This window comes from Streptomyces sp. NBC_01477 (genome assembly GCF_036227245.1).
Taxonomy (GTDB): domain Bacteria; phylum Actinomycetota; class Actinomycetes; order Streptomycetales; family Streptomycetaceae; genus Actinacidiphila.
The window spans coordinates 7,175,060-7,197,884 of the sequence record NZ_CP109445.1 but is presented as its reverse complement, the minus strand read 5'-3'; the positions used below and the strand labels follow the sequence as shown (position 1 = coordinate 7,197,884).

The following is a 22,825-nucleotide window of genomic DNA, read 5'->3' as shown; positions in this document are numbered from 1 at the left end:
GGATGTCCTTCTGCTGGGCTGGGCCGGCTGCGCTGCGCTGCGGTCGGACCGGGTCGAGTCGGAGCGGTTCAGAACAGGTCGGATCAGGTCGGTTCGTCCGGGTCGGGTCGGATCGGTCGGATACGGAAGGCGGCTCTGGTCAGTCCTGCTTCTCGCCGCTCGCGAAGCGGGAGATGATCAGGGCGACGATGATGATGGCACCGTAGAGGAACTTGTCCCACAGCGGCGGCACGCCGCCAAGGGTCGTGACGTTCACGACCAGCTGCAGGCTGACCACACCGGTGAGCGCGCCGAAGAGCGTGCCGCGGCCGCCGTTGAGGCTGACACCTCCGATGACCGTGGCGGCGAAGACCTGGAAGATCCAGCCGTCGCCCTGGGTGGCGGAGATCGCGCCGTAGTGCCCGGCGTAGAGCACACCGGCGAAGGCGGCGATCAGTCCGCCGAGCGCCAGCACGATCCAGGTGATCCGGTCCACCCGGATGCCGGCCGCCCTGGCGGCCTCGGTGTTGCCGCCGATCGCGTACAGCGCGCGGCCGTGCCGCAGGTAGCCCAGGGCCAGGCCGCCGATGGCGAACAGCAGCAGGCAGATCCACACCGCGGCGGGCGCCCCGAACCAGGACGCCTTGCCCAGGTAGGAGAAGGACGACGGCACCGCCACGATGGACTTGCCCTGCGCGACGCCGTCCTGGAGGCCGCGCAGCATGGTCAGCATGCCCAGGGTGGCGATGAAGCCGTTGACCCGCAGTTTGAGGATCAGGAAGCCGTTGACCGCGCCGATGACCAGGCCGACGGCCAGGCACACCGGGATCGAGGACCAGGTGGGGAAGAGCCCGATGCCGTGGAAGGTCGCGGGGCCGCTGCTGGGCAGCACCAGCCACATCGCGATGACCGGCGCGACTCCGATGGTGGACTCCAGGGAGAGGTCCATCCGGCCGCATATCAGGATCAGCGCCTCGGCGAGCACCAGCAGGCTCAGTTCGCTGCTCTGCTGGAGTACGCCGATCAGGTTGTCGGAGGTCAGGAACACCGGCGACACGATGAAGCCGATGACGCCCAGCACCAGGATCACCGGGATCAGCGACAGGTCGCGGTAGCGGCTGAGCTGGAAGCGCGGCGGCGCCGAGCGGGGTTTGTCCGGTACGGCCAGGTCGGCGGTCAACTGGGTGGTCTCACTCATCCTCGGCTCCCTTGTCGCCGCCCGCGCCCGCGGGCAGCCCTTCCATCGCCGAGACCAGGTCCCGGTCGGTCCATCCGCTGCCGAACTCGGCGATCACCCGTCCGTGGAAGAGCGCGATCACCCGGTCGCAGACCCGCAGGTCGTCGAGTTCGTCGGAGACGATGACGGCCGCGTCGCCCCGGTCGGCGACCCCGCGGACCACGCCGAGCAGCGCGTCCTTGGACTTCACGTCGACGCCCGCGGTCGGCCGGATGGCCACCAGCACCCGCGGGTCGCGGGCCAGCGCCCGCGCGATGACGACCTTCTGCTGGTTGCCGCCCGACAGGTCGGAGACCGGCTGGGCGGGTCCTGAGGTCTTGATGTCCAGCGAGTCGATCATCCGCTGGGCGAACGTACGGGTCCGCGACGGCAGGACGGTGCCGTACGGGCCGAGCTGGTCGGTCACCGTGAGGGTGGCGTTCTCCGCCACGCTGCGGCCCAGCACCAGGCCCTGCCGGTGCCGGTCCTCGGGGACGTAGCCGATCCCGGCGTTCAGCGCGTGCGGCACGCTGCCCGGGCGTACGCCCCGGCCGTCGACCGTCGCCCGGCCCGCGGTGGCCTTGCGCAGGCCGACCAGGGTCTCGCCGAGCGCGGTGTTGCCGCTGGCGGTGGCGCCGGCCAGGCCGAGCACCTCGCCGGCGCGTACCGCGAAGTCGATCGGCTGGAAGACGCCGTCCAGGGCCAGCGCCTCGGCCCGCAGCACCGCGTCGTCCGCGGACGCACCGGACCGCGGCCGGCCGTCGGGCTCCTGCCCGGCGGACTCCTGCCCGCCCGGTTCCTGCACGGCGGACTTCTGCGGCGCGGACTTCCGCCCCGCGGCGGCGGACTTGGCGTGCCAGGCCGTCGCGTTCTGCGCCGCCTCGCCCGTCATGGCCGCCACGAGGTCCGCCTTGTCCAGGTCCGCGACGGGCGCGGTGAGGATGTGGCGGGCGTCGCGGTAGACCGTGACGGTGCTGCACAGGTCGTAGACCTCTTGCAGGTGGTGCGAGATGAACAGGAACGCGACGCCCTGCTGCTGGAGTTCACGCAGCTTGGTGAACAGCCGCTCGATGCCTGCCGCGTCGAGCTGCGCGGTGGGCTCGTCCAGGATGATGAACCGGGCGCCGAAGGAGAGCGCTCGCGCGATCTCCACGAACTGGCCCTGCTCCACGGTGAGATCGGCGGCCCGGGTGGCGGGGTCGACGTCGACGCCGTATTCGGCGAGCAGCTCGCTGGCGTCGGCCCGCAGCTTGGACCAGCGGATCCGGCCGCGCTGGAACCTGTTGAGGTACAGGTTCTCGGCGACCGTCAGGTCGGGTACGACCATGGACTTCTGGTAGACGCAGGCGACCCTGGCCTGCCAGGCGGCGGTGTCACCCGGAGCGGGCGCGGGTTCGCCGAGGAAGGCGACCCGGCCCGCGTCGGGTGCGTGCAGCCCGGTCAGTACCGACACCAGGGTGGACTTGCCCGCACCGTTGCGGCCGACCAGCGCGTGCGAGTCGCCGACCGCCACGGTGATGCCCACCTGGTCCAGCGCGACGGTGGGTCCGAAGCGCTTGACGACGCCCTCGGCGTGAACCGCGGGAGGAGGGGTTGAGGCCTGACCGTTGCTCATGTGCGCTCAGCTCTTTCCGAGCTGGTTGGCCCACAGGCTGGGGTCGTCCACGTTGTCCTTCGTCACCAGCGGCGCGGGCAGCTGGTCCTCCAGGCCGTTGGGGATGGTGACGATGGTGGAGTTGTGGTCGGTGGGACCGGGCTTGAAGGTCTGTCCGGCGAGCGCGGCCTTGGCGTAGTACAGCGCGTACTTGGCGTAGAGGTCGGCCGGCTGGGAGATCGTGGCGTCGATCTGGCCCGCCTTGATCGCCTTGAACTCGTCCGGGATGCCGTCGTTGGAGATGATGGTGATGTGGCCGGGGGTGCCCGGCGGCTTGAGCAGGTGCTTCTGCTCCAGCAGGGCCAGCGTCGGCTGCAGGAAGACACCGCCGGCCTGCATGTAGATGCCGTTGACGTCCGGGTCGGAGGCGAGCGTGGTCTGCAGCTTCGCGGACGCCACGTCACCCTTCCAGTCGGTGGCCAGCGCGATCACCTTGATGGCGGGGAACTTGGTCTTCATGCAGGAGGCGAACGCCTCCGAGCGGTCCCGGCCGTTGATCGAGTCGAGGGCGCCCTCGAATTCCACGACCTTGCCCTTGCCGCCGAGCTGCTTGCCCAGGTAGTCGCAGGCGTTGGTGCCGTACGCCTTGTTGTCGGCGCGCACCACCATGTAGACCTTGCCCTTGTCGGGGCGGGTGTCGACGCTGATCACCGGGATCTTCTTGCCGGCCAGCTTGTCCAGGGTGGAGGCGACGGCGCCGGTGTCCTGCGGGGCCATCACGATCGCCTTGGCGCCCTGGTCGGTGAAGGTCTGCACATTGGCGACCAGCTTGCCGATGTCGTTCTGCGAGTTGGTGCGGGGCAGCGCGGAGACCTCGCCGGCCTTGACGCCCTTCTCGATGTAGCCGTTGTAGGAGTTCCAGAAGTCGCTGTCGGAGCGCGGCAGGTCGATGCCCACCTTGCCGGAGGTGCCGGCCTTGTCGTCGCTGCCTCTGTTGCAGCCCGCGAGCGCGGTGACCGCGAGGAGGGCCGCGATGGCGGCAACGGTCGTCTTACGCAGTCTCATCGTCGAGTTCTGCCCTTCGAGAGTGTGTCGGCTCTGAGTGGTGCGGGGTGGTGCGGTGCTGATGCCGAGGGGTGCCGCGGGGTGTTTCAGTTGGCGGGACGCAGGCGCAGGCCCTGCATTCCGCCGTCCACGGCCAGGGCGGTGCCGGTGACGCTCGCCGCCGCCGGGCTCGCCAGGTAGACGATGGCCGCGGCGACCTCGTCGGCGGACACCAGCCGGCCCAGCGGCTGGCGGGCGTCGAGTGCCGCGCGCTCGGCGGCCGGGTCCTCGGCCTGGTCGAGCAGCCGGCCGATCCACGGGGTGTCGGCGGTCCCGGGATTGACGCAGTTGACCCGTACGCCCTCGCGTACGTGGTCGGCGGCCATCGCGAGGGTCAGCGAGAGGACCGCGCCCTTGCTCGCGCTGTATAGGGCACGCTGTGGCAGCCCCGCCGTGGCGGCGATGGAGCAGGTGTGGGTGATGGAGGCGCTGCCGGGCCGGTCGGCGGCCGACGCGCGCAGGTGGGGCAGGGCGGCGCGGGCGGCGCGGACCAAGCCGAGGACGTTGACGTCCAGCACGGTGGACCACTCCTCGTCGGCGTTGTCCTCCACGGTGCCGATGGCGCCGATCCCGGCGTTGCCCACCAGGATGTGCAGCCCGCCGAGTTCGCGTACGGCCTCGCCGACCGCGTCGCGCACCTGCCGGTCGGAGGTGACGTCGGCGGCGACCGGGTAGGTGCCGTCGGGGGCGCCCGCCGGGTCGCGGTCCAGGACGGCGACCCGGGCGCCGCGGGCGGTGAGCAGGGCCGCGGTGGCGGCGCCGATCCCGGAGGCGCCGCCGGTGACCAGGGCGGTGAGGCCGGCGAAGTCCTGGGCGACTGCGGTGGGGGTCGTACTGGTCATCGGGTCAGCTCCTGTCGCGCCTGCCACACCGGTCCGTCGGGGTAGCGGTAGTCGGCCAGCGTTTCCGGCACCATACGGGCGGAGAAGCCGGGCGCCGAGGGGGCCCGGTAACGCCCGTTCTCCACCACGGCGGGGTCGGTGAAGTGCTCGTGGAGGTGGGGAACATACTCGATCACCCGGTCGTCGAGACGGCCGGAGACCGCGACGTAGTCGAACATCGCCAGGTGCTGGACCAGTTCGCACAGGCCCACGCCGCCGGCGTGCGGGCAGACCGGGACGCCGAACTTGGCGGCCAGCAGCAGGATCGCGATGTTCTCGTTGACCCCGGCGACCCGGGCGGCGTCGATCTGGACGAAGTCCACCGCGCCGGCCTGGAGCAGCTGCTTGAAGACCACCCGGTTGGCGACGTGCTCGCCGGTGGCGACCCTGACCGGCTGCCCGGCGCGGACCGCCGCGTGCGCGAGCACGTCGTCGGGGCTGGTGGGCTCCTCGATCCAGTACGGGTCGTGCGGTGCGAGCGCCCGCATCCAGCTGACGGCCTCGGCGACGTCCCAGCGCTGGTTGGCGTCCACCGCGATCCGGATGTCGGGGCCGACCGCGGCGCGGGCCAGCCGCATCCGGCGCAGGTCGTCCTGGAGGTCGGCGCCGACCTTGAGCTTGATCTGGGTGAAGCCGGCGGCGACCGCCTCCTTGGCCAGCCGGGTCAGCTTCTCGTCGGAGTAGCCGAGCCAGCCGGGTTCCGTGGTGTAGGCGGGGTAGCCGTCCCTGCGCAGCGCCGCGGCCCGGTCGGCTCGGCCCGGCTCGGCGCGGCGCAGGATGTCCAGCGCCTCGTCGCGGGTCAGGGCGTCGCTGAGGTAGCGGAAGTCGACCAGGTCGACGATCTGGTCCGGGCTCATGGACGCCAGCAGGTCCCAGACCGGCCGGCCGGCCTCCCGGGCGGCCAGGTCCCAGGCGGCGTTGATCACCGCCCCGGCCGCCATGTGCATCACGCCCTTCTCCGGGCCGAGCCAGCGGAGTTGGGAGTCATGGGTGAGCAGCCGGTAGAAGGCGCCGAGGTCGCCGGTGACACTGTCCACCGAGCGGCCGACCACATAGGGTCGCAGGGTGCTGATCGCCGCGGCGACGACGTCGTTTCCGCGGCCGATCGTGAAGCACAGACCGTACCCCGCGAGACCGCCGGGGGAATCGGTACGGAGCACGACATAGGCGGCGGAGTAGTCGGGGTCGGGGTTCATGGCGTCCGAGCCGTCGAGCTGCTCCGAGGTCGGAAAGCGGATGTCGTACACGTCGACCTCGGTAATGGTCGGACTCATGCACACTCCCGTCGCGAGACATCGGATCTTTTCTTGATGATCCGATGTATAGCGGCGCGCACTGGTGCCCGTCCAGGGGGAAGCCGGAAGTTGTTGATAACAGATCGGATGTCTTGGCGCCCGCTTTGCCGCTCTGTGTGGACTTCGTCGCCACCGAGAGCGACCGCGCCGCCGTCCGTGACGGTCGGGGCACGTAGGCTGGTGGCGCACGAAAGAAGAGCACAGCAGCAGCCGGAAAGGGGACGGAACCGCCCCCGCCGGCCGGAAGGAGGCGCCGGGTGATCGAGCTGGAGGGGGTGCCCGAGCTGATCGATCCGGTCATGGTCGCCGCGTTCGAGGGCTGGAACGACGCCGGGGACGCAGCCTCCACCGCGGTCGGGCACATGGACCGGGAGTTCAAGGGCGAGGTCTTCGCCGCGCTGGACGCCGAGGACTACTACGACTTCCAGGTCAACCGGCCCACGGTCTGGATGGAGGACGGCGTACGGAAGGTCACCTGGCCGACCACCCGGCTGTCGGTGGTCAGGATCCAGACGCCCAAGCCCCGCGACGTGGTGCTGGTCCGCGGTATCGAGCCCAGCATGCGCTGGCGGTCGTTCTGCAACGAGATCCTGGGCTTCGCGCACGAACTGGGCGTCGAGATGGTGGTGGTGCTCGGCGCGCTGCTCGGCGACACCCCGCACACCCGCCCGGTCCCGGTCACCGGCGTCACCTCCGACCCGGACCTGGCCACCGCGCTCAATCTGGAGGAGTCCCGGTACGAGGGACCCACCGGCATCGTCGGCATCCTCCAGGAGGCCTGCACCCACGCCGGCATCCCCGCGGTCAGCCTGTGGGCCGCGGTGCCGCACTACGTCTCCCAGCCGCCCAACCCCAAGGCCACCCTGGCGCTGCTCAACCGCCTTGAGGACCTGCTCGACCTGCGCATCCCGCAGGGCGAGCTGCCCGAGGACGCCAGGGCGTGGCAGGTCGGCGTCGACCAGCTGGCCGCCGAGGACAGCGAAGTCGCCGAATACGTGCAGACGCTGGAGGAGGCGCGGGACACCGCGGAATTGCCGGAGGCGTCGGGCGAGGCCATCGCCAAGGAATTCGAGCGCTATCTGCGGCGCCGTGATCCGCAGCCGGGCGATTACGCGAGCGAGGGCGGCGACGGCGTACCGCAATTCCGTGACCTCGGCAGGCAGCAGCCGCGGCCGGAGGAAAAGGATTCCGCGGACGGCGGGGAAAGCGGCGACGAGCGCGCCGAGCCGGACGGGCAGGACGACGGCGACAGCGACTGACCGGGCGGCGCGGCCCGCCGGCACCGGGCGCGGACTCCCGCCCCGGCACCGGGGCGGGCCGGGGCGGGGCGCCCTGCCGAGTGTGCACGGATCGTCAAGTCCCCGAACACTCCGTGACAACACCGCTACTGCGGGGCCTGCCATAATCGTCGGGTGAACGCGGAAAACCCCGGACCGACCACACGTTCGCCCTTTTCATCCCGTTCCCTGGGGGGACCATGGAAATACTCGAACATATGGATGACGTGGATGTCAGAATTCTGGTCTTAATGCGGGACGGTCTTTCCGATGCGACGATCGGAAGAAGACTGTCCCGAGGACACCGGACGATTCAGCGGCGTATCTGCCACATGATGGACAGCCTCGGCGTATCCGGCCGCTTCGCACTCGGTCTGAAAGTGGCGGAACTCAATCTGCTGGCCGCCCAGGACGGCCCCGGGTACGCCGGTGACCTGACCGGCCTCCAGCGCTGAGCCGGTGACGAGCCAGGACCCCGGGGCCGGGGGTTCCCGGGCGGGCGGGGACGGGAGGGCGGTCACCGCGGCGGCTGCGCCGCGGTGACCGCCCTCCCGCGTGCCCTCCCGCGTGCCGTCGCGCGGGGCCCGCGCCGGGACGCGGACCGGCGTCAGGCGCGGGCGGCCCTCACAGCGCCACGCCGAGCAGCGCGTCCACCGCGCGCGAGACCAGGCCGGGCGCCCCGGTGTCGGCGCCGCCGTCGGCCTGCTGCGCCGCCGCCCAGCGGTCCACCGCGGCCAGGGCGCTCGGCGCGTCCAGGTCGTCGGCCAGGGCGGCGCGGATCTCCTCGAACAGCGCCTCGGCCGGCGGTCCGTCCGGCCGGGACACCGCGGCCCGCCAGCGCTCCAGCCGGGCCAGCGCCTCGTCCAGTACCGCGTCGGTCCACTCCCAGTCGGACCGGTAGTGGTGGGCGAGCAGCGCCAGCCGGATCGCCGCCGGGGCCACGCCCTCGTGGCGCAGCGCGGAGACGAAGACCAGGTTGCCCTTGGACTTCGACATCTTCTCGCCGTGCAGCGCCACCATCCCGGCGTGCACGTACGCCTTGGCGTACGGGAATTCGCCGGTGAGCACCTGGGCGTGCGAGGCGCCCATCTCGTGGTGCGGGAAGGCCAGGTCGGAGCCCCCGCCCTGGACGTCGAAGCCCATGCCGAGGTGGTCCAGCGCGATGGCGACGCACTCGATGTGCCAGCCGGGCCGTCCGGCGCCCAGCGAGCCGCCGTCCCAGCTCGGCTCGCCCGGCCGGGCCGCCAGCCACAGCATCGGGTCGAGCGGGTTCTTCTTGCCCGGGCGGTCCGGGTCGCCGCCGCGCTCGGCGGACAGCAGCCGCATCGCGGCGGCGTCGAGGCGGGAGACCCCGCCGAAGTGCGGGTCGGACTCGATGGAGAAGTAGGTGTCGCCGCCGAGCTCGTAGGCCGCGCCCGCGTCCCTGAGCCGTTCGATCAGCGGCACGATGCCGGGGATGGCCTCGACGGCGCCGATGTAGTGGGTGGGCGGCAGCATCCGCAGGGCGGTCATGTCCTCGCGGAAGAGCGCGGTCTCGCGCTCGGCGAGCGCGGCCCAGTCCTCGCCGGTGGCCTCGGCCCGCTCCAGCAGCGGATCGTCGACGTCCGTGACGTTCTGCACGTAGTGGACCTGGCGCTTCGTGTCGAGCCACACGCGCTGAACGAGGTCGAACGCGTTGTAGGTGGCCGCGTGCCCCAGGTGGGTGGCGTCGTAGGGAGTGATCCCGCAGACGTAGAGGCGGGCGACCGGTCCGGGCTCGACGGCCGCAAGGCCACCGGTCGCGGAGTCGTGAAGACGGAGTGCGCGTCCAGTGCCGGGAAGGGCAGGGACGTCGGAAGCGGGCCAGGCATGCATGTCATGAGATTAACCGTGCGGACGCATGTCAAACGACCGGGAGCAGCACGTTCGCCCCGGGAGGTCGCCCGCCGGTCACACCGGGCGCAACCGCCCCTGTCACACCGGCGGCCATGGTATAGAAGGCCACTGCCCGCCCGGCGCCGGATGCAATCCGGTCTCCAGCAGCCGGCCGACCCTGGCTTTGACCGCGTCGGTCTCGGCCGTGGTGATCAGCGCCTTCAGCCGCTCGCCCAGGTCGCCGTCCAGCGCCGCGCCGAGCCCGGCCAGTACGGTGACGGCCTCGGCGGGCAGCGGTTCGCCGGCCCAGCCCCACAGCAGGGTGCGCAGCTTGTCCTCGGTGTGGAAGGTCACCCCGTGGTCGATGCCGTAGAGCCGGCCGCCGGCCGCCGGCAGCAGATGGCCGCCCTTGCGGTCGGCGTTGTTGATGACCGCGTCGAGCACCGCGAGCCGGCGCAGCCGCTGGTCGTCGGCGTGCACCAGCAGCGCGGTGCGCCCGTCGGCCACCTCCGCCTCGACCACCGCCTTCCAGCCGGCCGCGGGCTCGGTGTCCTCGGTGAGGGCGAGCAGCGCGCCGTCGTCCGGCTCGGCCTCTATCCACAGCTGCACCATCCCCTCGCCGTACGGCCCGTCGCGCAGCACGGTGGGCGGCACCAGGCCCCAGCCGGTGGCCTCGGAGACCAGATAGGCGGCGACCTCGCGCTGGGCCAGGGTGCCGTCGGGGAAGTCCCACAGCGGGCGCTCACCCGCGACGGGCTTGTAGACGCAGTTCAGAGTCCGGCCTTCGTGGACGGTCTCGCAGTACAGCACCGCGTTCGACGCGTCGCGCACCTGGCCGCGTACGGTCAGCTCGCCGTCGGTCAGCGCCGCCGTGCCGGCACTCAGGCCGACCTCCGGTACCCGTTCTGACGCGGGCATACGTGTCCTTCCGGATCCAGGGGGAGGCTGCACAGCGGGCACGGCGGGCGGCCGGCCGAGACCACGTCGAGCGCGCGCTTGGCGAAGGAGCGGGCCTGGGCGCCGGTCAGCAGCACCCTCAGCAGCGGCGGCCCGTTCTCGTCGTCCTGGAGCATCTCCTCCTCGGCCGCCTCCAGGTCGTCGTCGTCCTCACCCGCCAGCTCGACCAGCGCCTGTGCCTCGATGACCATGCGGTCGTGGGCACCGTCCCAGGCCAGGGCCATGGTGCCGACCCGGAACTCCTCCTCGACGGGCACATCGAGGGGCGCGGTGTCCTGCAACTCGGTGGGGGCCACGGCGGGCACCGGGGCATTGCCGCCGCTGCGCCGCACGACCTCGTCGAGCAGCTCGTCGATCCGCTCGGCCAGCGCGGCCACCTGGGTCTTCTCCAGGGCGACGCTGGTGGTCATGCCGGACGCTCGGGCCTGCAGGAAGAACGTACGCTGGCCCGGCTGGCCGACCGTCCCGGCCACGAAACGGTCGGGGTGCTCGTAGAAGAAGACCTGGCGGGGCACGTCCTGCTCCGTTTGCTCGGCTGCGTGTCTGTGGTGCGCCTATCCGTACTGCGGGCGGCTGTGGCGCGTAGGCGGTGCGGGGTCGCCGTCACCGTCCCTACGGTGTGGCCACCACCCTACTGCGGAAGCTGATCACAGGGCGCCGGTGGAGCCGCCGACCACCGCGTCGTCCGGCGCGCCCCCGGGCGGAGCGGGCGCCGGGGCGAGGCCGCCGAGGTCCCCGGTGTCGCCGAGGCGCAGCAGGAACGGCCGGTGCGGGGTGTAGCGGATGACGGTGACCGAGCACGGGTCGGTGCTGATCCGCTGGAAGAGGTCCAGGTGCATGCCGAGCGCGTCGGCGGCCAGCGACTTGATGATGTCGCCGTGCGAGCACAGCACGTACAGCGCGTCGGGGCCGTGCTCGGCCTCGATCCGCGCGTTCCAGTCGCGGACCGCCTCGACCGCGCGGGCCTGCATGGCGCGCAGCGACTCGCCGCCCTCGCCGGGGAAGACCGCGGCCGAGGGGTGCCGCTGGACGGTGGTCCACAGCGGCTCGTCGGCCAGTTCGGCCAGCTTGCGGCCGGTCCAGTCGCCGTAGTGGCACTCGCCGATCCGGTCCTCGGTGTGCAGCGGCAGTCCCGAACGGGTGTCGAGCAGCGGGCGTACGGTCTCCTGGCAGCGCTGGAGCGGGCTGCTGACGACGGCGGCGAGCGGCAGGACCGCCAGCCGGGCGGCGAGCGCGGTCGCCTGCGCCCGGCCGGTGTCGTCCAGGGCGACGCCCGGACTCCAGCCGGCCAGTACGCCCTCGGTATTGGCGGTGGACCGGCCGTGCCGGACAAGGATCGCGGTGGGCATGTCCGCCACCGTAACCCTTCCGCGCCGGGTCCGTTGTGCTGGGTGACGGCCGTGGCGGGGATGATCCCCCCGAGCCCCCACCACGGCCGCTGATTCCCGTACGCCCACGCGATATTGCTCCGATCCGCTGTCCCCGGCACAGGTCCCGCGCTCCCGCCCCCTGGGTAAGGTTCAGCAGAGGTCGGGAGGACCTCGGACGTCGGTATCGCGAAGCGGGTGGAGATGTTCAGCAAGGCGACGAGGAGCCGCCCGGCTGCGAGCGGGGCGCGCCCCGCCGGCACCGACTGGTCTCCGTACGGTCGGCTGGAGGACGCCGCGGAGGTGTACTTCCTGCACGCGGACGTCGCGCTGGACGCCATCGAGGGAGTGCTGGGCAGGCGCCGGGTGCGCGGCTTCACCCTGGAACGGGTGGTGGACCTCACCGAGGCGGGCGCGTCGGTCTGGCAGGAGGCCGCGGTGTGCGACGGGCGGCGGCTGATCCTGTGGCACAGCGAGGAGCTGGCGGACGCCAAGGCGCCGGGCGGTACGGTGCTCGACTCCTCGGTGCAGGTGCTGCCGCTGGACTCGATCGGGCACGTCGGGATGCGCACCCTGGTCGGGCGCGACGAGCTGGGGCAGCGGATCGACCGCGGGGTCTACCTGGTACTGGCCACCGCGATGCCGCACGAGCTGAGCGCGGTGCCGGCCGACCCCGACTCGCCGCTGCCGGTGGCCTCGGCCAAATTCCGGCCCGAGGCCTTCCGGTTCAGCAAGTCGCTGGACGACGGAGGACCGGGGCAGATAGCCCGGCTGATCGCCTTCGGCCGGCTGCTGGGCCGGCTCGTTCCCGGCTGAGCCCGCCGCTCCCCTGCCCCGCTCCCTCTTCGTACCGGTCCCCTCGGGCCGCGGAACCCTCCCCGCTGGACCCTTCCGCCGCGGGGCCCCTTCCGCCGGCCTCGCGCTACGCCAGGCCGGCCAGTTCCAGCGCCTCGACGCCGGCCCGCAGGCCGCCCACCCGCTCCTCCAGCGTGAAGCCGGCCGGGGCGAGGGTGAGCGTGGTGACGCCGGCCTCCGCGTAGGCCCGCATCCGGTCGGCGATCCGGGCGACCGGCCCCAGCAGGCAGGTGGAGTCGATCAGCTCCTGCGGCACCGCCGCCGCCGCGCCGCCCTTGTCGCCCGCCAGGTACTTGTCCTGGATCTCGGCGGCCTGCTTCTCGTAGCCCATGCGCTGGGCCAGCTGGTTGTAGAAGTTCTGCTTGCGGCTGCCCATGCCGCCGACGTAGAGCGCGGTGTACGGGCGGAAGTGGTCGGCGAGCGCGCCGATGTCGTCGCCGACGGCGAGCGGCAGGGTCGGGCAGACGTCGAAGCCCTCCAGCGCCAGGCCGGCCTTCTGCCGGCCCGCGCGCAGGTGCCGCAGCGCGGTGTCCTCCAGGTGCGCGGCCGAGGGGAAGATCAGCAGGGCGCCGTCGGCGATCTCGCCGGTCTGCTCCAGGTTCTTCGGGCCGATCGCGGCGATGTACAGCGGGATCTTCTCGCGCTCCGGGTGCACGGTGAGCTTGATCGGCTTGCCGGGGCCGCCGGGGAGCGGCAGCGTCCAGTGCTCGCCCTCGTGGGTCAGCCGCTCGCGGGACATCGCCTTGCGGACGATCTCGACGTATTCGCGGGTACGCGACAGCGGCTTGTCGAACTTCACGCCGTACCAGCCCTCGGAGACCTGCGGCCCGGACACGCCGAGGCCCAGCCGGAAGCGCCCGCCGGACAGCGAGTCCAGGGTCGCGGCGGTCATCGCGGTCATCGCCGGGGTACGGGCCGGGATCTGGAAGATGGCGGAGCCGACGTCGATCCGCTCGGTCTGGGCGGCCACCCAGGACAGCACGGTGGCCGCGTCGGAGCCGTAGGCCTCGGCGGCCCAGCAGACGGAATAGCCGAGCCGGTCGGCCTCCTGGGCGACGGCGAGGTTGTCCGCGTCCATACCGGCACCCCAGTAGCCGAGGTTGATCCCGAGCCTCATAGCACTCCCCTTGTACTGGTCGGTAACGTCGTTGTCCCCCGGACTGTAGCGCGCGGCGACGCCACGGGGGGCTGTCGGGTACGTCACTGCCGCCCATTCGGCCGGTGCGGGCAGTAATCTCAGCGCCCATGGAGCATAGGCACCTCGGCCGTACCGGGTTGCGTGTATCCCGGCTCGGGCTCGGCACGCTCACCTGGGGGCGCAACACCGGCGAACGCGACGCCGCCGACCAGCTCAAGACCTTCTGGAACGCCGGGGGTTCGCTGGTCGACACGGCGGACGTGTACGCCGACGGCGGCGCCGAGTACCTGCTCGGGCGGCTGATCGAGGACCTGGTGCCGCGCTCCGACCTGGTGATCGCCACGAAGGCGGGCAGCGTGCCCGACCCCGACCGGCGGTTCGACACCTCGCGCGGGCATCTGCTGTCGGCCCTCGACGCGTCGCTTCAGCGGCTCGGCACGGACTACGTCGACCTGTGGCAGGTGCACGCCTTCGACCCGGGCACACCGCTGGAGGAGACGCTGCAGGCGCTGGACATCGCCGTCAGCTCGGGCCGGGCCCGCTACGTCGGGGTGTCCAACTTCTGCGGCTGGCAGCTCGCCAAGGCGGCGACCTGGCAGCTCGCGAGCCCCGGCCGCACCCCGCTGGCCAGCACGCAGATGGAGTATTCGCTGCTCCAGCGCGGTGTGGAGCGCGAGGTGCTGCCCGCCGCGATCGACCTCGGCGTCGGGCTGCTGCCCTCCTCGCCGCTCGGCCGCGGTGTCCTGACCGGGAAGTACCGCAACGGCACACCGCAGGAGTCCCGCGGCGGCTCCGACGACATGGCGCCCTTCGTCGCGCCCTACCTGGACGACACGGCCGGCTCGATCGTGGACGCGCTGTCCATAGCGGCGGACGGGCTCGCCGTGTCCCCCCTGCATGTGGCTCTCGCCTGGGTACGCGACCGGCCCGGCGTCACCGCACCGCTGCTCGGCGCGCGCAACGCCCAACAGCTCGCGGCGGCGCTGTCGGTGGAGGCGCTTACGCTTCCGGAAGAGATCTGCCTGGCGCTGGACGATGTGTCGGCGCCGCTGCACCGCTACCCGGACCACGACTGGAGCACGCTCTGAACGCGCGTCACGCTCCCTCCACGGAGGCCGCAATGCCCCCCGCCGACCCGCCGCCCGCGCCCGACCCCCAGGACCCGGCGGCGACGCCCGGTCCCCGCCGCCCACCGGCGGACCTGGCGAGCCTCGCGGCGGCCGTCCGCTCCATCGAACGCGGCGAAAGCGCTGCCGCTCCGGCCCCGCGCGGCAATGCGGCCGAGGCCCGCCGCAAGCGCCGGGAGGCGATGGCGGCGGAGGCCGCCGCCCTCCAGGCGGCCGAGGCCGAGGCGGCGGACACGTCCGCCCCGCCCCCGGGGACGGAGGCCGCGGACGACGGCGGGTCCGGAGCGGGTGCCGGTGCCGGTGCCGACGACGCGGAGGCCGCGGAGGCGGACGGCGCCGCGACGGCCCCGGGCGCCGAGGGCTCGGGCAGTGCGCCCGCAGGTGCCGAGGGCGCGGGCAGTGCGCCCGACGCCGAGGGTGCGGGCGGTAGCGGGTCCGGCTCCGGAACCGCGGGCGGTGCGCCCGACGCCGGCGACGCCGCTGGCGGAAGCGGGCCAGGCTCCGGAGCCGGCGACGCCGCCGAGTCGGCCACGGGCGCCCGCAGCGCGGGCGGCAGCGGGCCGGACACCGACGACGACGGGACAACGGCCGCAGGCACGCGGGACGCAGGCACCGGCGGGTCCGGTGCCGGTGCCGCCGGTGGCGGCGAGCCGTCCGGCGACCGGCTCGGCGCCGGGCGTGGGGCAGTCGCGGACGGCGGCGGACCGGACGGACCGGCCGGGGCTCCAGACGGACCCTCCGGCGACCGGCTCGGCGCCGGGCGTACGGCGGGCGCGGATGGCGGCGGGCCGGACGGCCGCACCGGCGACCCGGGCGGGCCTGCCGGGACTCCGAGCGCGGGCGACTCCCGGCCGCAGGGGCCGCAGGGTGGCCCAGCAGGCACCGGTCGGCCCCAGGGCGGCGCGCAGCGCGTGGCCTTGGACGCCGGGGCCGTCGCAGCGGCGGCTGCCGTGCTGGGCGAGGGCGGCGCGCCGGCGGAGCTGGCGGAAGGTGCCGTGCGGCTGCTCGGGGAGCGGGCCGCGGCGGAGCTGCGGGCCGACCCGTGGCTGGTGCTCGGGGTCGCCGGGGTACGGGTGGAGCAGGGGGACGCGTTCGCGCGCGGGCTGCTCGGGAGCGCGTGCGGCCCCGGCGACGAGCGGCGGGCCCGCGCGCTGGTCGCCCGGGTGCTGGAGGACGCCGCCCTGCGCGGGCACACCGCGCTGCCGCCGGCCGACCTGCACACCGCCCTGCGCGGGTATTCCCTGCCCGACCCGGAGGCCGCGGTCACGGCGGCCGTCACGGACGGCCAGGTGCTGGTCTTCCGGGAGGGCGACGACCAGGACGAGGACGGCGAGGAGGACGTATCGCTGCTGCTCGGCCTGGACCGTTACGCGATGGCCGAGGAGAGCCTCGCGGACGGCTTCTTCCGGCTGCTGCGGTCCTTCGAGGGCGAGAGCGGGGGCGAGGAGCCGCAGTGGGCGCGTACGGCCGCCCCGACGCCTTCCGCGGCCGAGCTGATCAGGGCCGCGGCGGGCAGCGGCCTGGTCGTGCACTCCGGCGGCGAGGCGGCGCGTGCCGAGCCCGCCGCGCTGGTGGCCGCCGCACGGGCCGCGGGCCTGCGCGCGTACGCGGCGGCGTACACCGAGAACGGCCGCCGCAGGCTCGCCGCCGTCGTGGGCGAGGACGCGGCCGTGACGGTGGCCGGGCTGCTGTCCGGCGCCGAGGGTCCCGGGCTCGCCGGGGACGGCAGCCTCGGCCTGGACCTGCTGGCCGTGCTCGACGCGCCACAGCTGTCCGTCGAGGAGGCCACGACGCTCGTGGAGGCGGTCCCTGACGGCGCCCGGCTGGTGCTCAGCGGCGACCCGCACGCGCTGTGGTCGGCGGGGGCCGGCCGGGTCTTCGCCGACCTGCTGGCGGCCCGGGTCTGCCCGCGGGTGGTGTCCCGTACGCCTGACCCGGGGCCGATCGGCGAGCTGGTGTCCTGCGTCGGCGAGGGCGAGCTGGCGTCCGTGGACGCGCCGGACAAGGAAGTCGTGGTGGTGCCGGTGCGCGACCCGCGCGAGGCCGTGCACCGTACGGTCCAGCTGGTCGCCGACTCGGTGCCGCGGGCCTTCGGCGTCGAGGGGGCGCAGGTCCAGGTGGTCACCACGGGCCACGGCGGCCCGGTCGGCACCCGGGCGCTCAATGCCGCGCTCAAGGAGCGCCTCAACCCCGGTCCCGGCCGTTTTGGCGGCTTCGACCCGGGCGACCGGGTCGTCCACGTACCGGTGCCCGGCCGTACGCTGCCCGGCACGGTGACCGGCGCCGAGCCCGAGGGGCTGCGGCTGGACTGCGAGGGGGGCCCGGTGCTGGTCCCGCGCGGGGACGTGGCGGCGACCGTACGGCACGGCTGGGCGGTGACCGGGCATCAGGCGGCCGGTATGCGCTGGCCCGCCGCGGTGGTGGTCGTCCCGGGCGACGCGGGGCCGCTGCTGACCAGGTCCTGGGTCTACACGGCGTTCGGCCGCGGTGAACGCCACCTGTCGGTGGTGCAGGGCGCGGAACAGCAGCTGGCCCAGGCGGTCGCGGGGCCGCCCGCGACGGAGCGCACGACCCGGCTGGCAGCGGTGCTGCGCGAGCTGACCGCGCAGGGCTGAGCCCGGCGGCCCCGGGGGTATGCCCCCGGGGCCGCCGGTCCTGCTCCGTCGTGCTCGGTCCTGCTCGCCGCGTACGGGCCGGCCCGGATCGGTCCGGGTCAGGGATCCGACACGGCTCAGTCCGGGTCCAGGACCCCCAGCTCGTCGTCGAAGACCGCGCTGACGTCGAAGCGGCACACCACCGTGTGCGGGTCGGCCTGGTCGAAGGGCGCCTCCAGCCACTCCCCCGGCTCGGCGGGCTCCACCGCCGAGACCCAGAGCGTGGAGTCGCCCTCCTCGAAGCCGAAGTCCTTGTGCCGCTGGGCGATCTCGTCGGGTTCGTACTCCCCGAAGATCACCCCGAGCGCCGCGTTGACGGTCGCGGTCGCCGACCCGTCGGTGTCCTCACTCGCATGTCTGGCCTGCGAGAAGAGCCGGTCGGGTGCGACGACCGTGTAGTCGCGGCGGATCAGCACGCTGATCGCCTCGGGCTCTTCCGGACCCTCGTACTCCGGCATCGAACCGCCGGTGGGCACTTCGAGCGGGGTCACCTCGTCGTAGGCGTCGTACAGCAACTCGTCGTACGACTCGGCGGCCGAGGCCAGCGCCTCGAACGCCTCGTGAACGGCGGGGTCGTCCTCGCCGCTGCGCTTCTCGATCGCGTCGAGATGCCGGTCGAGCGCGGCCTTGACCGCCTCGACTGCGGCACGGACCTCGGCCGCCGTGGGCTGCACGTCATCAGACATGAGGCAGACGCTATCCGCACCAGGGCGTTGCTTGCACAATAGATGCGATGCCGGAATACGAATTCAGAGAGATGTACGTGCCGCGTGGGGTCTCCCGCAAGGACGCGACACGGTTGCTGACCGACGAGGCGGAGTACGGGCACTGGGAAGTGGACCGGCTCCGCCTCTATCCCGACGGGAGCAGACGCGTGCGGCTGCGGCGCCGGATCATCCGTCAGGTGCGGGCCACCTGGTGAGATGGCCCGCACCTGAGCGGCCTCGACCGGCCCTGACCGCGGGCCGGACGTCGGGCCGGGCTTCGGGCTGCGGTGCGCTCAGCCCTGGGTGCGGCGGCCGCGGCGGTAGAGCAGGGCGCCGCCGAGCAGCAGGGCGCCGGCGGCGAAGGCGCTGAGGGCCATGCCGTCGGAACCGGTGTGCGCGAGCGTGCCGGTGCTGTTGCCGGGCGTCGCCGGGGTGAGGTGCGACACAGGGGCGCCGGGCTTGCCCGGGGCGCTGGGCGTCACGGGGGTGCCCGGGTTGCCCGGGGTGCTCGGCGTACCCGGAGTGCCGGGCGTACCCGGGTTCCCCGGAGTGCCGGGCGTACCCGGATGTCCGGGGTGACCGGGGTGACCGGGGTGGCCCGGGTGACCGGGGTGGCCCGGGTGGCCGCCGGGCGGTGTCACGGGGTTCCCCGGAGTGACCGGGGTGACGGGCGGTGTCTCGACGTTCGCGCAGTCGTTCCCGAAGACCGGGTTGAGCAGGCCCACCACGTCGATGGTGTTCCCGCACGCGTTGACCGGCACGTCCACCGGCACCTGGGCGGCGTTGCCCGAGCCGACGCCCGGCGAGTGGTGGGCGCCGCCGCGGGCGACGGAACCGCCCCCGCCGCCGCCCGGGTGGGCGGAGACGTTGGCGCAGTGGTTGCCGAACGCGGGGTTCAGCAGGCCCACCACGTCGATGGTGTTGCCGCACGCGTTGACCGGCACGTGCACCGGGACCTGGACCGTGTTGCCCGACACGACGCCGGGCGAATCGGCGGCCGCACCGAACGCGCCCGCGTCGGCGTACGCCAGACCACCGGTCGCGGCGATCACCCCGCCGGTGGCGACCACGGTGAGCAGGCCCTTTTTTGCGACCTGTCGCATTACTTCCCCTAACCTTCCCCTGCGTTCAGGGATCCTGGAATGGCGAGCGGCCCCGGAACGCAGGTGGGTGCGTCCGGGGCCGATCCGGCGTCGGCCGCGCAGCCTGCACGGCCGCGGCGTGATCAGCTGTTGACGCAGGTGTTGCCGAAGGCGGGGTTGAGCAGCCCGACGACGTTGATCGTGTTTCCGCATACGTTCAGCGGGATGTGCACGGGGATCTGGATGACATTGCCCGACAGCACACCGGGGGACGCCACTGCGGCGCCCTGGGCACCGGCGTCGGCGGCGGCCATACCCGCGCCCGCGAGCATGAGACCGCCGGTGGCGACGGTGACGGCGACGACCTTCTTGATCATTCGTATTCCTCCTGGTGGGACAAGCGCGGCCCGGCCTGCGGACCACACCGTCGTAACGACCCCGGAGAAAGAGGGCTACGAAGGCATCGGGCCTTTCACCCGTACCGGCGAACGAAACCACCGGTACGGGTACAGCTGACCGATCGGTCAGCTCTGTTCGATGAAACGGTCCAGGACGCGGACGCCGAACTTCAGGCCCTCCACCGGCACGCGCTCGTCCACGCCGTGGAACATCCCGGCGAAGTCCATCTCGGGCGGCAGCTTGAGCGGGGCGAAGCCGAAGCAGCGAATGCCCAGGTCGTTGAAGGACTTGGCGTCGGTGCCGCCGGAGAGCATGTACGGCACCGCGCGCGCCGCCGGGTCCTCGGCACGCAGCGCCGCCTGCATGGCGTCGACCAGGGTGCCGTCGAAATCGGTCTCCAGGGCCTTGTCGGTGTGCAGGGACTCGCGCTTGACGCGCGGGCCGAGGATGCGGTCGAGGTCGGCCAGGAACTCCTCCTCGTGGCCCGGCAGGTAGCGCCCGTCGACGTGGGCGGTGGCCTGCCCGGGGATGACGTTGACCTTGTAGCCGGCGCCGAGCATCGTCGGGGCGGCCGAATTGCGCAGGGTCGGGCCGATCATCTTGGCGATGCCGCCGAGCTTGGCCAGCGTCGAGTCCATGTCCTCAGGGTCGAGTTCGGTGCCGAACGCGTCGGACAGCTCGTCGAGGAAGCCGCGAACCGACTTGGTGACCCGGACCGGGAATTCATGCCGGCCGAGCCGGCCGACCGCCTCGCACAGCTCGGTGATCGCGTTGTCCCTGTTGGTCATCGAGCCGTGGCCGGCGGTGCCGTCCACGGTGAGCCGCATCCAGTGCATGCCCTTCTCTGCGGTCTCGATCAGGTAGAGCCGCAGATTCTCGTTGACGGTGAAGGAGAAGCCGCCGACCTCGCCGATCGCCTCGGTCACGCCCTCGAAGAGGTCGGGGTGCTTGGCGACCAGGTGCTTGGCGCCGAAGGTGCCGCCTGCCTCCTCGTCGGCGAGGAAGGCCAGCACGATGTCCCGCGGCGGCTTGCGCCCGCTGCGCATCCGGTCGCGGACGACCGCGAGGGTCATCGCGTCCATGTCCTTCATGTCGATCGCGCCCCGGCCCCACACGCACCCGTCGGCGACCTCGCCGGAGAAGGGGTGCACGGTCCAGTCGTCGGCGTTGGCCGGGACGACGTCGGTGTGCCCGTGGATCAGCAGCGCGGGCCGCGACCGGTCGACACCCTCGATCCTGGCCACGGTGGAGGCCCGGCCCCGGTGCGACTCGAAGATCTGCGGCTCAAGACCCACCTCGGCCAGCTTCTCCGCCACGTATTCGGCCGCGGCCCGCTCGCCCGGCCCGGAGTGGTCCCCGTAGTTGCTGGTGTCGATCCTGATCAGCTCGCTGCACAGGTCGACGACCTCGTCCTCGCCCGTGACTCCCCCGCTGGTCGCACTGCCACGCCTGGACTCGCTCACGCTGTCTCTCCTCCTCGTCGCCCACCCGCCCGCTGCACGCGCCGGATGCCACCCCCATCCTGCCCCGCACCCCCTGCGACCCCCAAGGCTCACCTCCTCCGCGCCCCTCGTCCGCGGTGATCGGCCCGTCCCGATCTTTGCTATGGTTTACCCCGTCGCCACGGCCACGAGGCCGTGACGTCACACCCGTCCGGGTGGCGGAATGGCAGACGCGCTAGCTTGAGGTGCTAGTGCCCTTTATCGGGCGTGGGGGTTCAAGTCCCCCCTCGGACACCGGCTAAGACCCCGCTTCATGCGGGGTTTCTGCTTTTCCAGGCTGTGGCGTGACCAACCACGGCAAGAGAATCAGCAATGCCCCCGCCGAAAGCGGGAGCGTTGCTTTGTTTCATGGTGCGTCTCATCCGCTGAGGGCGTGGGATGGCTGGTCCAGCCAGGGGACCTGGCGGTCTGCCGTGACGGTCAGCCCGAAGCGGTGGAAGCCGGGACGTCCCTGCTCCTGCCACCACCGGAAGGCGGCTTCCACCTCGTCCCACAGCCGCCGGTCTCCCGACTGGTACACGGTGGCGGTCTCGTGACCGTCGCGGAAGACCACCACCGCCCACGACTTGTCGGTAAGGCTGTAGAACCACACCGGTCGCTTTCCCGCCTGCTTGCGGTCCGGGACATGGGCGCAGTTCGGCACCTGCAAGCCGACTGCGAACGCTTCCACATCCAGGCTGCCGGTCAGGAACTCCGGCTCGGTGATCGTTGTCGTGGACTTGTCCGCATCCCCGGTGCCCCGCGCCGGGACGTAGCCGCTGTGCTCAGCACGGACCAGGCGTTGCGAGCGCACGCGCATGAAGTTGACCGGCTGGGTGAAGTGCCCGGAGGCGCTGTTGCCGTCTTCGGCCACGACCAGACGTGCCGTTGCCTCGGTGTAGGCGTAGTGCGTGCCCCAGGGGGCGATGATCACCCCGCCCGGGGTGGTCTGCTGCACCCATGCGAACAGTCCGGACCGCAGGCCGCATGTGGCGATCACGCGGTCGTAGGGAGCGTCTGGCGGGTAGCCGAGTAGACCGTCACCTGTGATCACGTTCACGTCGCCGTAGCCGACGCGCCGCAGTGCCGTGCTCGCCGCTTCCGACACAGCGGGGTCCACTTCCACCGAGACGACGTTGCCCGCGCCCACCCGGTGGGCCAGCAGGCCCGCATTCCACCCGGTACCAGTGCCGATCTCCAACACCTTGTGGCCCGCCTGCACATCGAGGTCAGCGAGCATCGAGAAGACCACGCTCGGCATGGACGACGAGGAGGTGAACGCCTTACCCGGTTCGGTTCCGGTGTGCTTCCCGTCGTCCCACTGCGTGACGATCGGAACATTGGAGTTGGCGTACTCGTACCACGCCGCTGCGTCCACCGTCTTGTGCACGGTGACCGCTCGACCCGTCGCCGCATCGTGCGGCCACATCAGATCAGGGAGGAACGCCGTACGCGGCACGGCCGCGAACGCCGGCGCCCAGCCCGAGGTCATGAATCCGTTTTCCAGGAGGGAGCGGCCCAGCTCCGTACGACCGGGCCGCCCGTCCTGCTCAGTAGAGCTGTTCGTCACTTGCGGTGCTTCCCGTCGCCGTCCGGGCTGCCACCGTCGGGGCTGGGCTCCGGCGGCGTCCAGGGGGTGCCGGGAAGGTTGTCGTCATCGTCGTCCCCGCCCTGGGCGCGGATCGTTCCGAGTGTCTTCATTCGGCATCTCCTTCGATCGGCACTTTCGGTGTGCGCCCTCTGGACTGTCCTGGTACCAGGAGGCCTGGAACCGCTCCGGCCACGCGGGGGGAACCGTTGAGCCCTTCCCCGGCGCACCGGCCAATGGTCCAGCGGTTATCGTCACGGTCCTCCGGGA

General features: G+C 72.5%; 22 protein-coding genes and 1 tRNA gene. 7 read left to right on the top strand and 16 right to left on the bottom strand.

The genetic code is table 11. The features are described from left to right. Positions 1-139: 139 nt before the first annotated feature. The 5 genes from OHA86_RS30640 to OHA86_RS30620 form a co-directional block, all read right to left on the bottom strand. Positions 140-1,177, bottom strand: a complete 1,038-nt coding sequence (locus tag OHA86_RS30640; protein ID WP_329180469.1) for an ABC transporter permease — start codon at positions 1,175-1,177, stop codon at positions 140-142. Continuing rightward, positions 1,170-2,810, bottom strand: coding sequence for a sugar ABC transporter ATP-binding protein (locus OHA86_RS30635; protein ID WP_329180467.1), 1,641 nt, complete (start codon positions 2,808-2,810; stop codon positions 1,170-1,172). Before OHA86_RS30635 ends, OHA86_RS30640 begins: the two co-directional genes overlap by 8 nt. Before the next feature lie 6 nt (positions 2,811-2,816). Then, the gene (locus OHA86_RS30630) at positions 2,817-3,854 is read right to left on the bottom strand and encodes a sugar ABC transporter substrate-binding protein (RefSeq protein ID WP_329180465.1); all 1,038 of its coding nucleotides are present in this window, start codon (positions 3,852-3,854) and stop codon (positions 2,817-2,819) included. A gap of 86 nt (positions 3,855-3,940) precedes the next feature. Continuing rightward, positions 3,941-4,735, bottom strand: a complete 795-nt coding sequence (locus OHA86_RS30625) for an SDR family NAD(P)-dependent oxidoreductase (RefSeq protein WP_329180463.1) — start codon at positions 4,733-4,735, stop codon at positions 3,941-3,943. Then, positions 4,732-6,048, bottom strand: coding sequence for an enolase C-terminal domain-like protein (locus OHA86_RS30620; protein WP_329180461.1), 1,317 nt, complete (start codon positions 6,046-6,048; stop codon positions 4,732-4,734). The genes OHA86_RS30625 and OHA86_RS30620 overlap by 4 nt, the downstream gene beginning before the upstream one ends. Positions 6,049-6,326: 278 nt before the next feature. Here OHA86_RS30620 and OHA86_RS30615 point away from each other — a divergent pair, with 278 nt between their 5' ends. Both OHA86_RS30615 and OHA86_RS30610 read left to right on the top strand, forming a co-directional pair. Then, the gene (locus OHA86_RS30615) at positions 6,327-7,328 is read left to right on the top strand and encodes a PAC2 family protein (protein ID WP_329180459.1); all 1,002 of its coding nucleotides are present in this window, start codon (positions 6,327-6,329) and stop codon (positions 7,326-7,328) included. Positions 7,329-7,546: 218 nt separating this feature from the next. Continuing rightward, positions 7,547-7,801 (top strand): DNA-binding response regulator, encoded by a 255-nt coding sequence (locus OHA86_RS30610; RefSeq protein ID WP_329180458.1) that lies wholly within the window; start codon positions 7,547-7,549, stop codon positions 7,799-7,801. 169 nt (positions 7,802-7,970) lie between these two features. On the opposite strand, the gene mshC is transcribed toward OHA86_RS30610, so the two are convergent. The 4 genes from mshC to OHA86_RS30590 all read right to left on the bottom strand — a co-directional run bounded on the left by mshC (position 7,971) and on the right by OHA86_RS30590 (position 11,506). Next, positions 7,971-9,200, bottom strand: a complete 1,230-nt coding sequence (gene mshC / locus OHA86_RS30605) for a cysteine--1-D-myo-inosityl 2-amino-2-deoxy-alpha-D-glucopyranoside ligase (protein ID WP_329180457.1) — start codon at positions 9,198-9,200, stop codon at positions 7,971-7,973. A 99-nt stretch (positions 9,201-9,299) separates the two neighbouring features. After that, complete coding sequence (locus tag OHA86_RS30600) at positions 9,300-10,118, bottom strand: SCO1664 family protein (protein WP_329180455.1); 819 nt, start codon at positions 10,116-10,118, stop codon at positions 9,300-9,302. After that, positions 10,082-10,672 (bottom strand): DUF3090 domain-containing protein, encoded by a 591-nt coding sequence (locus OHA86_RS30595; protein WP_329180454.1) that lies wholly within the window; start codon positions 10,670-10,672, stop codon positions 10,082-10,084. The genes OHA86_RS30600 and OHA86_RS30595 overlap by 37 nt, the downstream gene beginning before the upstream one ends. A 132-nt stretch (positions 10,673-10,804) precedes the next feature. Continuing rightward, a complete protein-coding gene (locus tag OHA86_RS30590; RefSeq protein ID WP_329180452.1) occupies positions 10,805-11,506 on the bottom strand; it encodes a histidine phosphatase family protein in 702 nt (233 codons plus the stop codon). Between the two features lie 222 nt (positions 11,507-11,728). Here OHA86_RS30590 and OHA86_RS30585 point away from each other — a divergent pair, with 222 nt between their 5' ends. Continuing rightward, the gene (locus OHA86_RS30585; RefSeq protein WP_329182618.1) at positions 11,729-12,340 is read left to right on the top strand and encodes a hypothetical protein; all 612 of its coding nucleotides are present in this window, start codon (positions 11,729-11,731) and stop codon (positions 12,338-12,340) included. 106 nt (positions 12,341-12,446) lie between these two features. Here the strand turns inward: OHA86_RS30585 and OHA86_RS30580 are convergent, their stop codons facing one another. Next, positions 12,447-13,496, bottom strand: coding sequence for an LLM class F420-dependent oxidoreductase (locus OHA86_RS30580; RefSeq protein WP_329180450.1), 1,050 nt, complete (start codon positions 13,494-13,496; stop codon positions 12,447-12,449). Positions 13,497-13,624: 128 nt separating this feature from the next. On the opposite strand from OHA86_RS30580, the gene OHA86_RS30575 reads away from it, so the two are divergent. Together OHA86_RS30575 and OHA86_RS30570 are read left to right on the top strand one after the other, a co-directional pair. Further along, a complete protein-coding gene (locus tag OHA86_RS30575) occupies positions 13,625-14,605 on the top strand; it encodes an aldo/keto reductase (RefSeq protein ID WP_329180448.1) in 981 nt (326 codons plus the stop codon). Between the two features lie 32 nt (positions 14,606-14,637). Next, on the top strand, positions 14,638-17,259 hold the full coding sequence (locus OHA86_RS30570) for a helix-hairpin-helix domain-containing protein (RefSeq protein WP_329180445.1): 2,622 nt from the start codon (positions 14,638-14,640) through the stop codon (positions 17,257-17,259). A gap of 116 nt (positions 17,260-17,375) precedes the next feature. Here the strand turns inward: OHA86_RS30570 and OHA86_RS30565 are convergent, their stop codons facing one another. After that, positions 17,376-17,984, bottom strand: coding sequence for a hypothetical protein (locus OHA86_RS30565; protein ID WP_329180443.1), 609 nt, complete (start codon positions 17,982-17,984; stop codon positions 17,376-17,378). A 47-nt stretch (positions 17,985-18,031) separates the two neighbouring features. Here OHA86_RS30565 and OHA86_RS30560 point away from each other — a divergent pair, with 47 nt between their 5' ends. Next, on the top strand, positions 18,032-18,220 hold the full coding sequence (locus tag OHA86_RS30560; protein ID WP_073499534.1) for a DUF5703 family protein: 189 nt from the start codon (positions 18,032-18,034) through the stop codon (positions 18,218-18,220). Positions 18,221-18,298: 78 nt separating this feature from the next. Here the strand turns inward: OHA86_RS30560 and OHA86_RS30555 are convergent, their stop codons facing one another. From OHA86_RS30555 to OHA86_RS30545, 3 genes are all read right to left on the bottom strand, one after another. Next, positions 18,299-19,108, bottom strand: a complete 810-nt coding sequence (locus OHA86_RS30555) for a chaplin (protein ID WP_329180441.1) — start codon at positions 19,106-19,108, stop codon at positions 18,299-18,301. A gap of 122 nt (positions 19,109-19,230) precedes the next feature. Then, positions 19,231-19,464, bottom strand: a complete 234-nt coding sequence (locus tag OHA86_RS30550; RefSeq protein ID WP_329180440.1) for a chaplin — start codon at positions 19,462-19,464, stop codon at positions 19,231-19,233. Between the two features lie 147 nt (positions 19,465-19,611). Next, entirely contained in the window at positions 19,612-20,949 is a 1,338-nt protein-coding gene (locus tag OHA86_RS30545; protein ID WP_329180438.1) for a M20/M25/M40 family metallo-hydrolase, read from the bottom strand. Between the two features lie 188 nt (positions 20,950-21,137). Here OHA86_RS30545 and OHA86_RS30540 point away from each other — a divergent pair. Then, positions 21,138-21,222 (top strand) — tRNA-Leu (locus OHA86_RS30540). A 124-nt stretch (positions 21,223-21,346) separates the two neighbouring features. Here OHA86_RS30540 and OHA86_RS30535 read toward each other — a convergent pair. After that, a complete protein-coding gene (locus OHA86_RS30535; RefSeq protein WP_329180437.1) occupies positions 21,347-22,459 on the bottom strand; it encodes a methyltransferase domain-containing protein in 1,113 nt (370 codons plus the stop codon). Positions 22,460-22,533: 74 nt separating this feature from the next. After that, positions 22,534-22,668, bottom strand: a complete 135-nt coding sequence (locus OHA86_RS30530) for a hypothetical protein (protein ID WP_329180435.1) — start codon at positions 22,666-22,668, stop codon at positions 22,534-22,536. Between the last annotated feature and the right edge of the window lie 157 nt (positions 22,669-22,825).

Coding starts and splice junctions, on each gene's coding strand:
- OHA86_RS30550 (WP_329180440.1), bottom strand. CDS start 19,464: ATGATCAAGAAGGTCGTCGCCGTCACCGTCGCCACCGGCGGTCTCATG.
- mshC (WP_329180457.1), bottom strand. CDS start 9,200: ATGCATGCCTGGCCCGCTTCCGACGTCCCTGCCCTTCCCGGCACTGGA.
- OHA86_RS30600 (WP_329180455.1), bottom strand. CDS start 10,118: ATGCCCGCGTCAGAACGGGTACCGGAGGTCGGCCTGAGTGCCGGCACG.
- OHA86_RS30640 (WP_329180469.1), bottom strand. CDS start 1,177: ATGAGTGAGACCACCCAGTTGACCGCCGACCTGGCCGTACCGGACAAA.
- OHA86_RS30610 (WP_329180458.1), top strand. CDS start 7,547: ATGGAAATACTCGAACATATGGATGACGTGGATGTCAGAATTCTGGTC.
- OHA86_RS30575 (WP_329180448.1), top strand. CDS start 13,625: ATGGAGCATAGGCACCTCGGCCGTACCGGGTTGCGTGTATCCCGGCTC.
- OHA86_RS30625 (WP_329180463.1), bottom strand. CDS start 4,735: ATGACCAGTACGACCCCCACCGCAGTCGCCCAGGACTTCGCCGGCCTC.
- OHA86_RS30620 (WP_329180461.1), bottom strand. CDS start 6,048: ATGAGTCCGACCATTACCGAGGTCGACGTGTACGACATCCGCTTTCCG.
- OHA86_RS30635 (WP_329180467.1), bottom strand. CDS start 2,810: ATGAGCAACGGTCAGGCCTCAACCCCTCCTCCCGCGGTTCACGCCGAG.
- OHA86_RS30530 (WP_329180435.1), bottom strand. CDS start 22,668: ATGAAGACACTCGGAACGATCCGCGCCCAGGGCGGGGACGACGATGAC.
- OHA86_RS30565 (WP_329180443.1), bottom strand. CDS start 17,984: ATGTCTGATGACGTGCAGCCCACGGCGGCCGAGGTCCGTGCCGCAGTC.
- OHA86_RS30630 (WP_329180465.1), bottom strand. CDS start 3,854: ATGAGACTGCGTAAGACGACCGTTGCCGCCATCGCGGCCCTCCTCGCG.
- OHA86_RS30570 (WP_329180445.1), top strand. CDS start 14,638: ATGCCCCCCGCCGACCCGCCGCCCGCGCCCGACCCCCAGGACCCGGCG.
- OHA86_RS30590 (WP_329180452.1), bottom strand. CDS start 11,506: ATGCCCACCGCGATCCTTGTCCGGCACGGCCGGTCCACCGCCAATACC.
- OHA86_RS30580 (WP_329180450.1), bottom strand. CDS start 13,496: ATGAGGCTCGGGATCAACCTCGGCTACTGGGGTGCCGGTATGGACGCG.
- OHA86_RS30585 (WP_329182618.1), top strand. CDS start 11,729: ATGTTCAGCAAGGCGACGAGGAGCCGCCCGGCTGCGAGCGGGGCGCGC.
- OHA86_RS30555 (WP_329180441.1), bottom strand. CDS start 19,108: ATGCGACAGGTCGCAAAAAAGGGCCTGCTCACCGTGGTCGCCACCGGC.
- OHA86_RS30560 (WP_073499534.1), top strand. CDS start 18,032: ATGCCGGAATACGAATTCAGAGAGATGTACGTGCCGCGTGGGGTCTCC.
- OHA86_RS30535 (WP_329180437.1), bottom strand. CDS start 22,459: ATGACCTCGGGCTGGGCGCCGGCGTTCGCGGCCGTGCCGCGTACGGCG.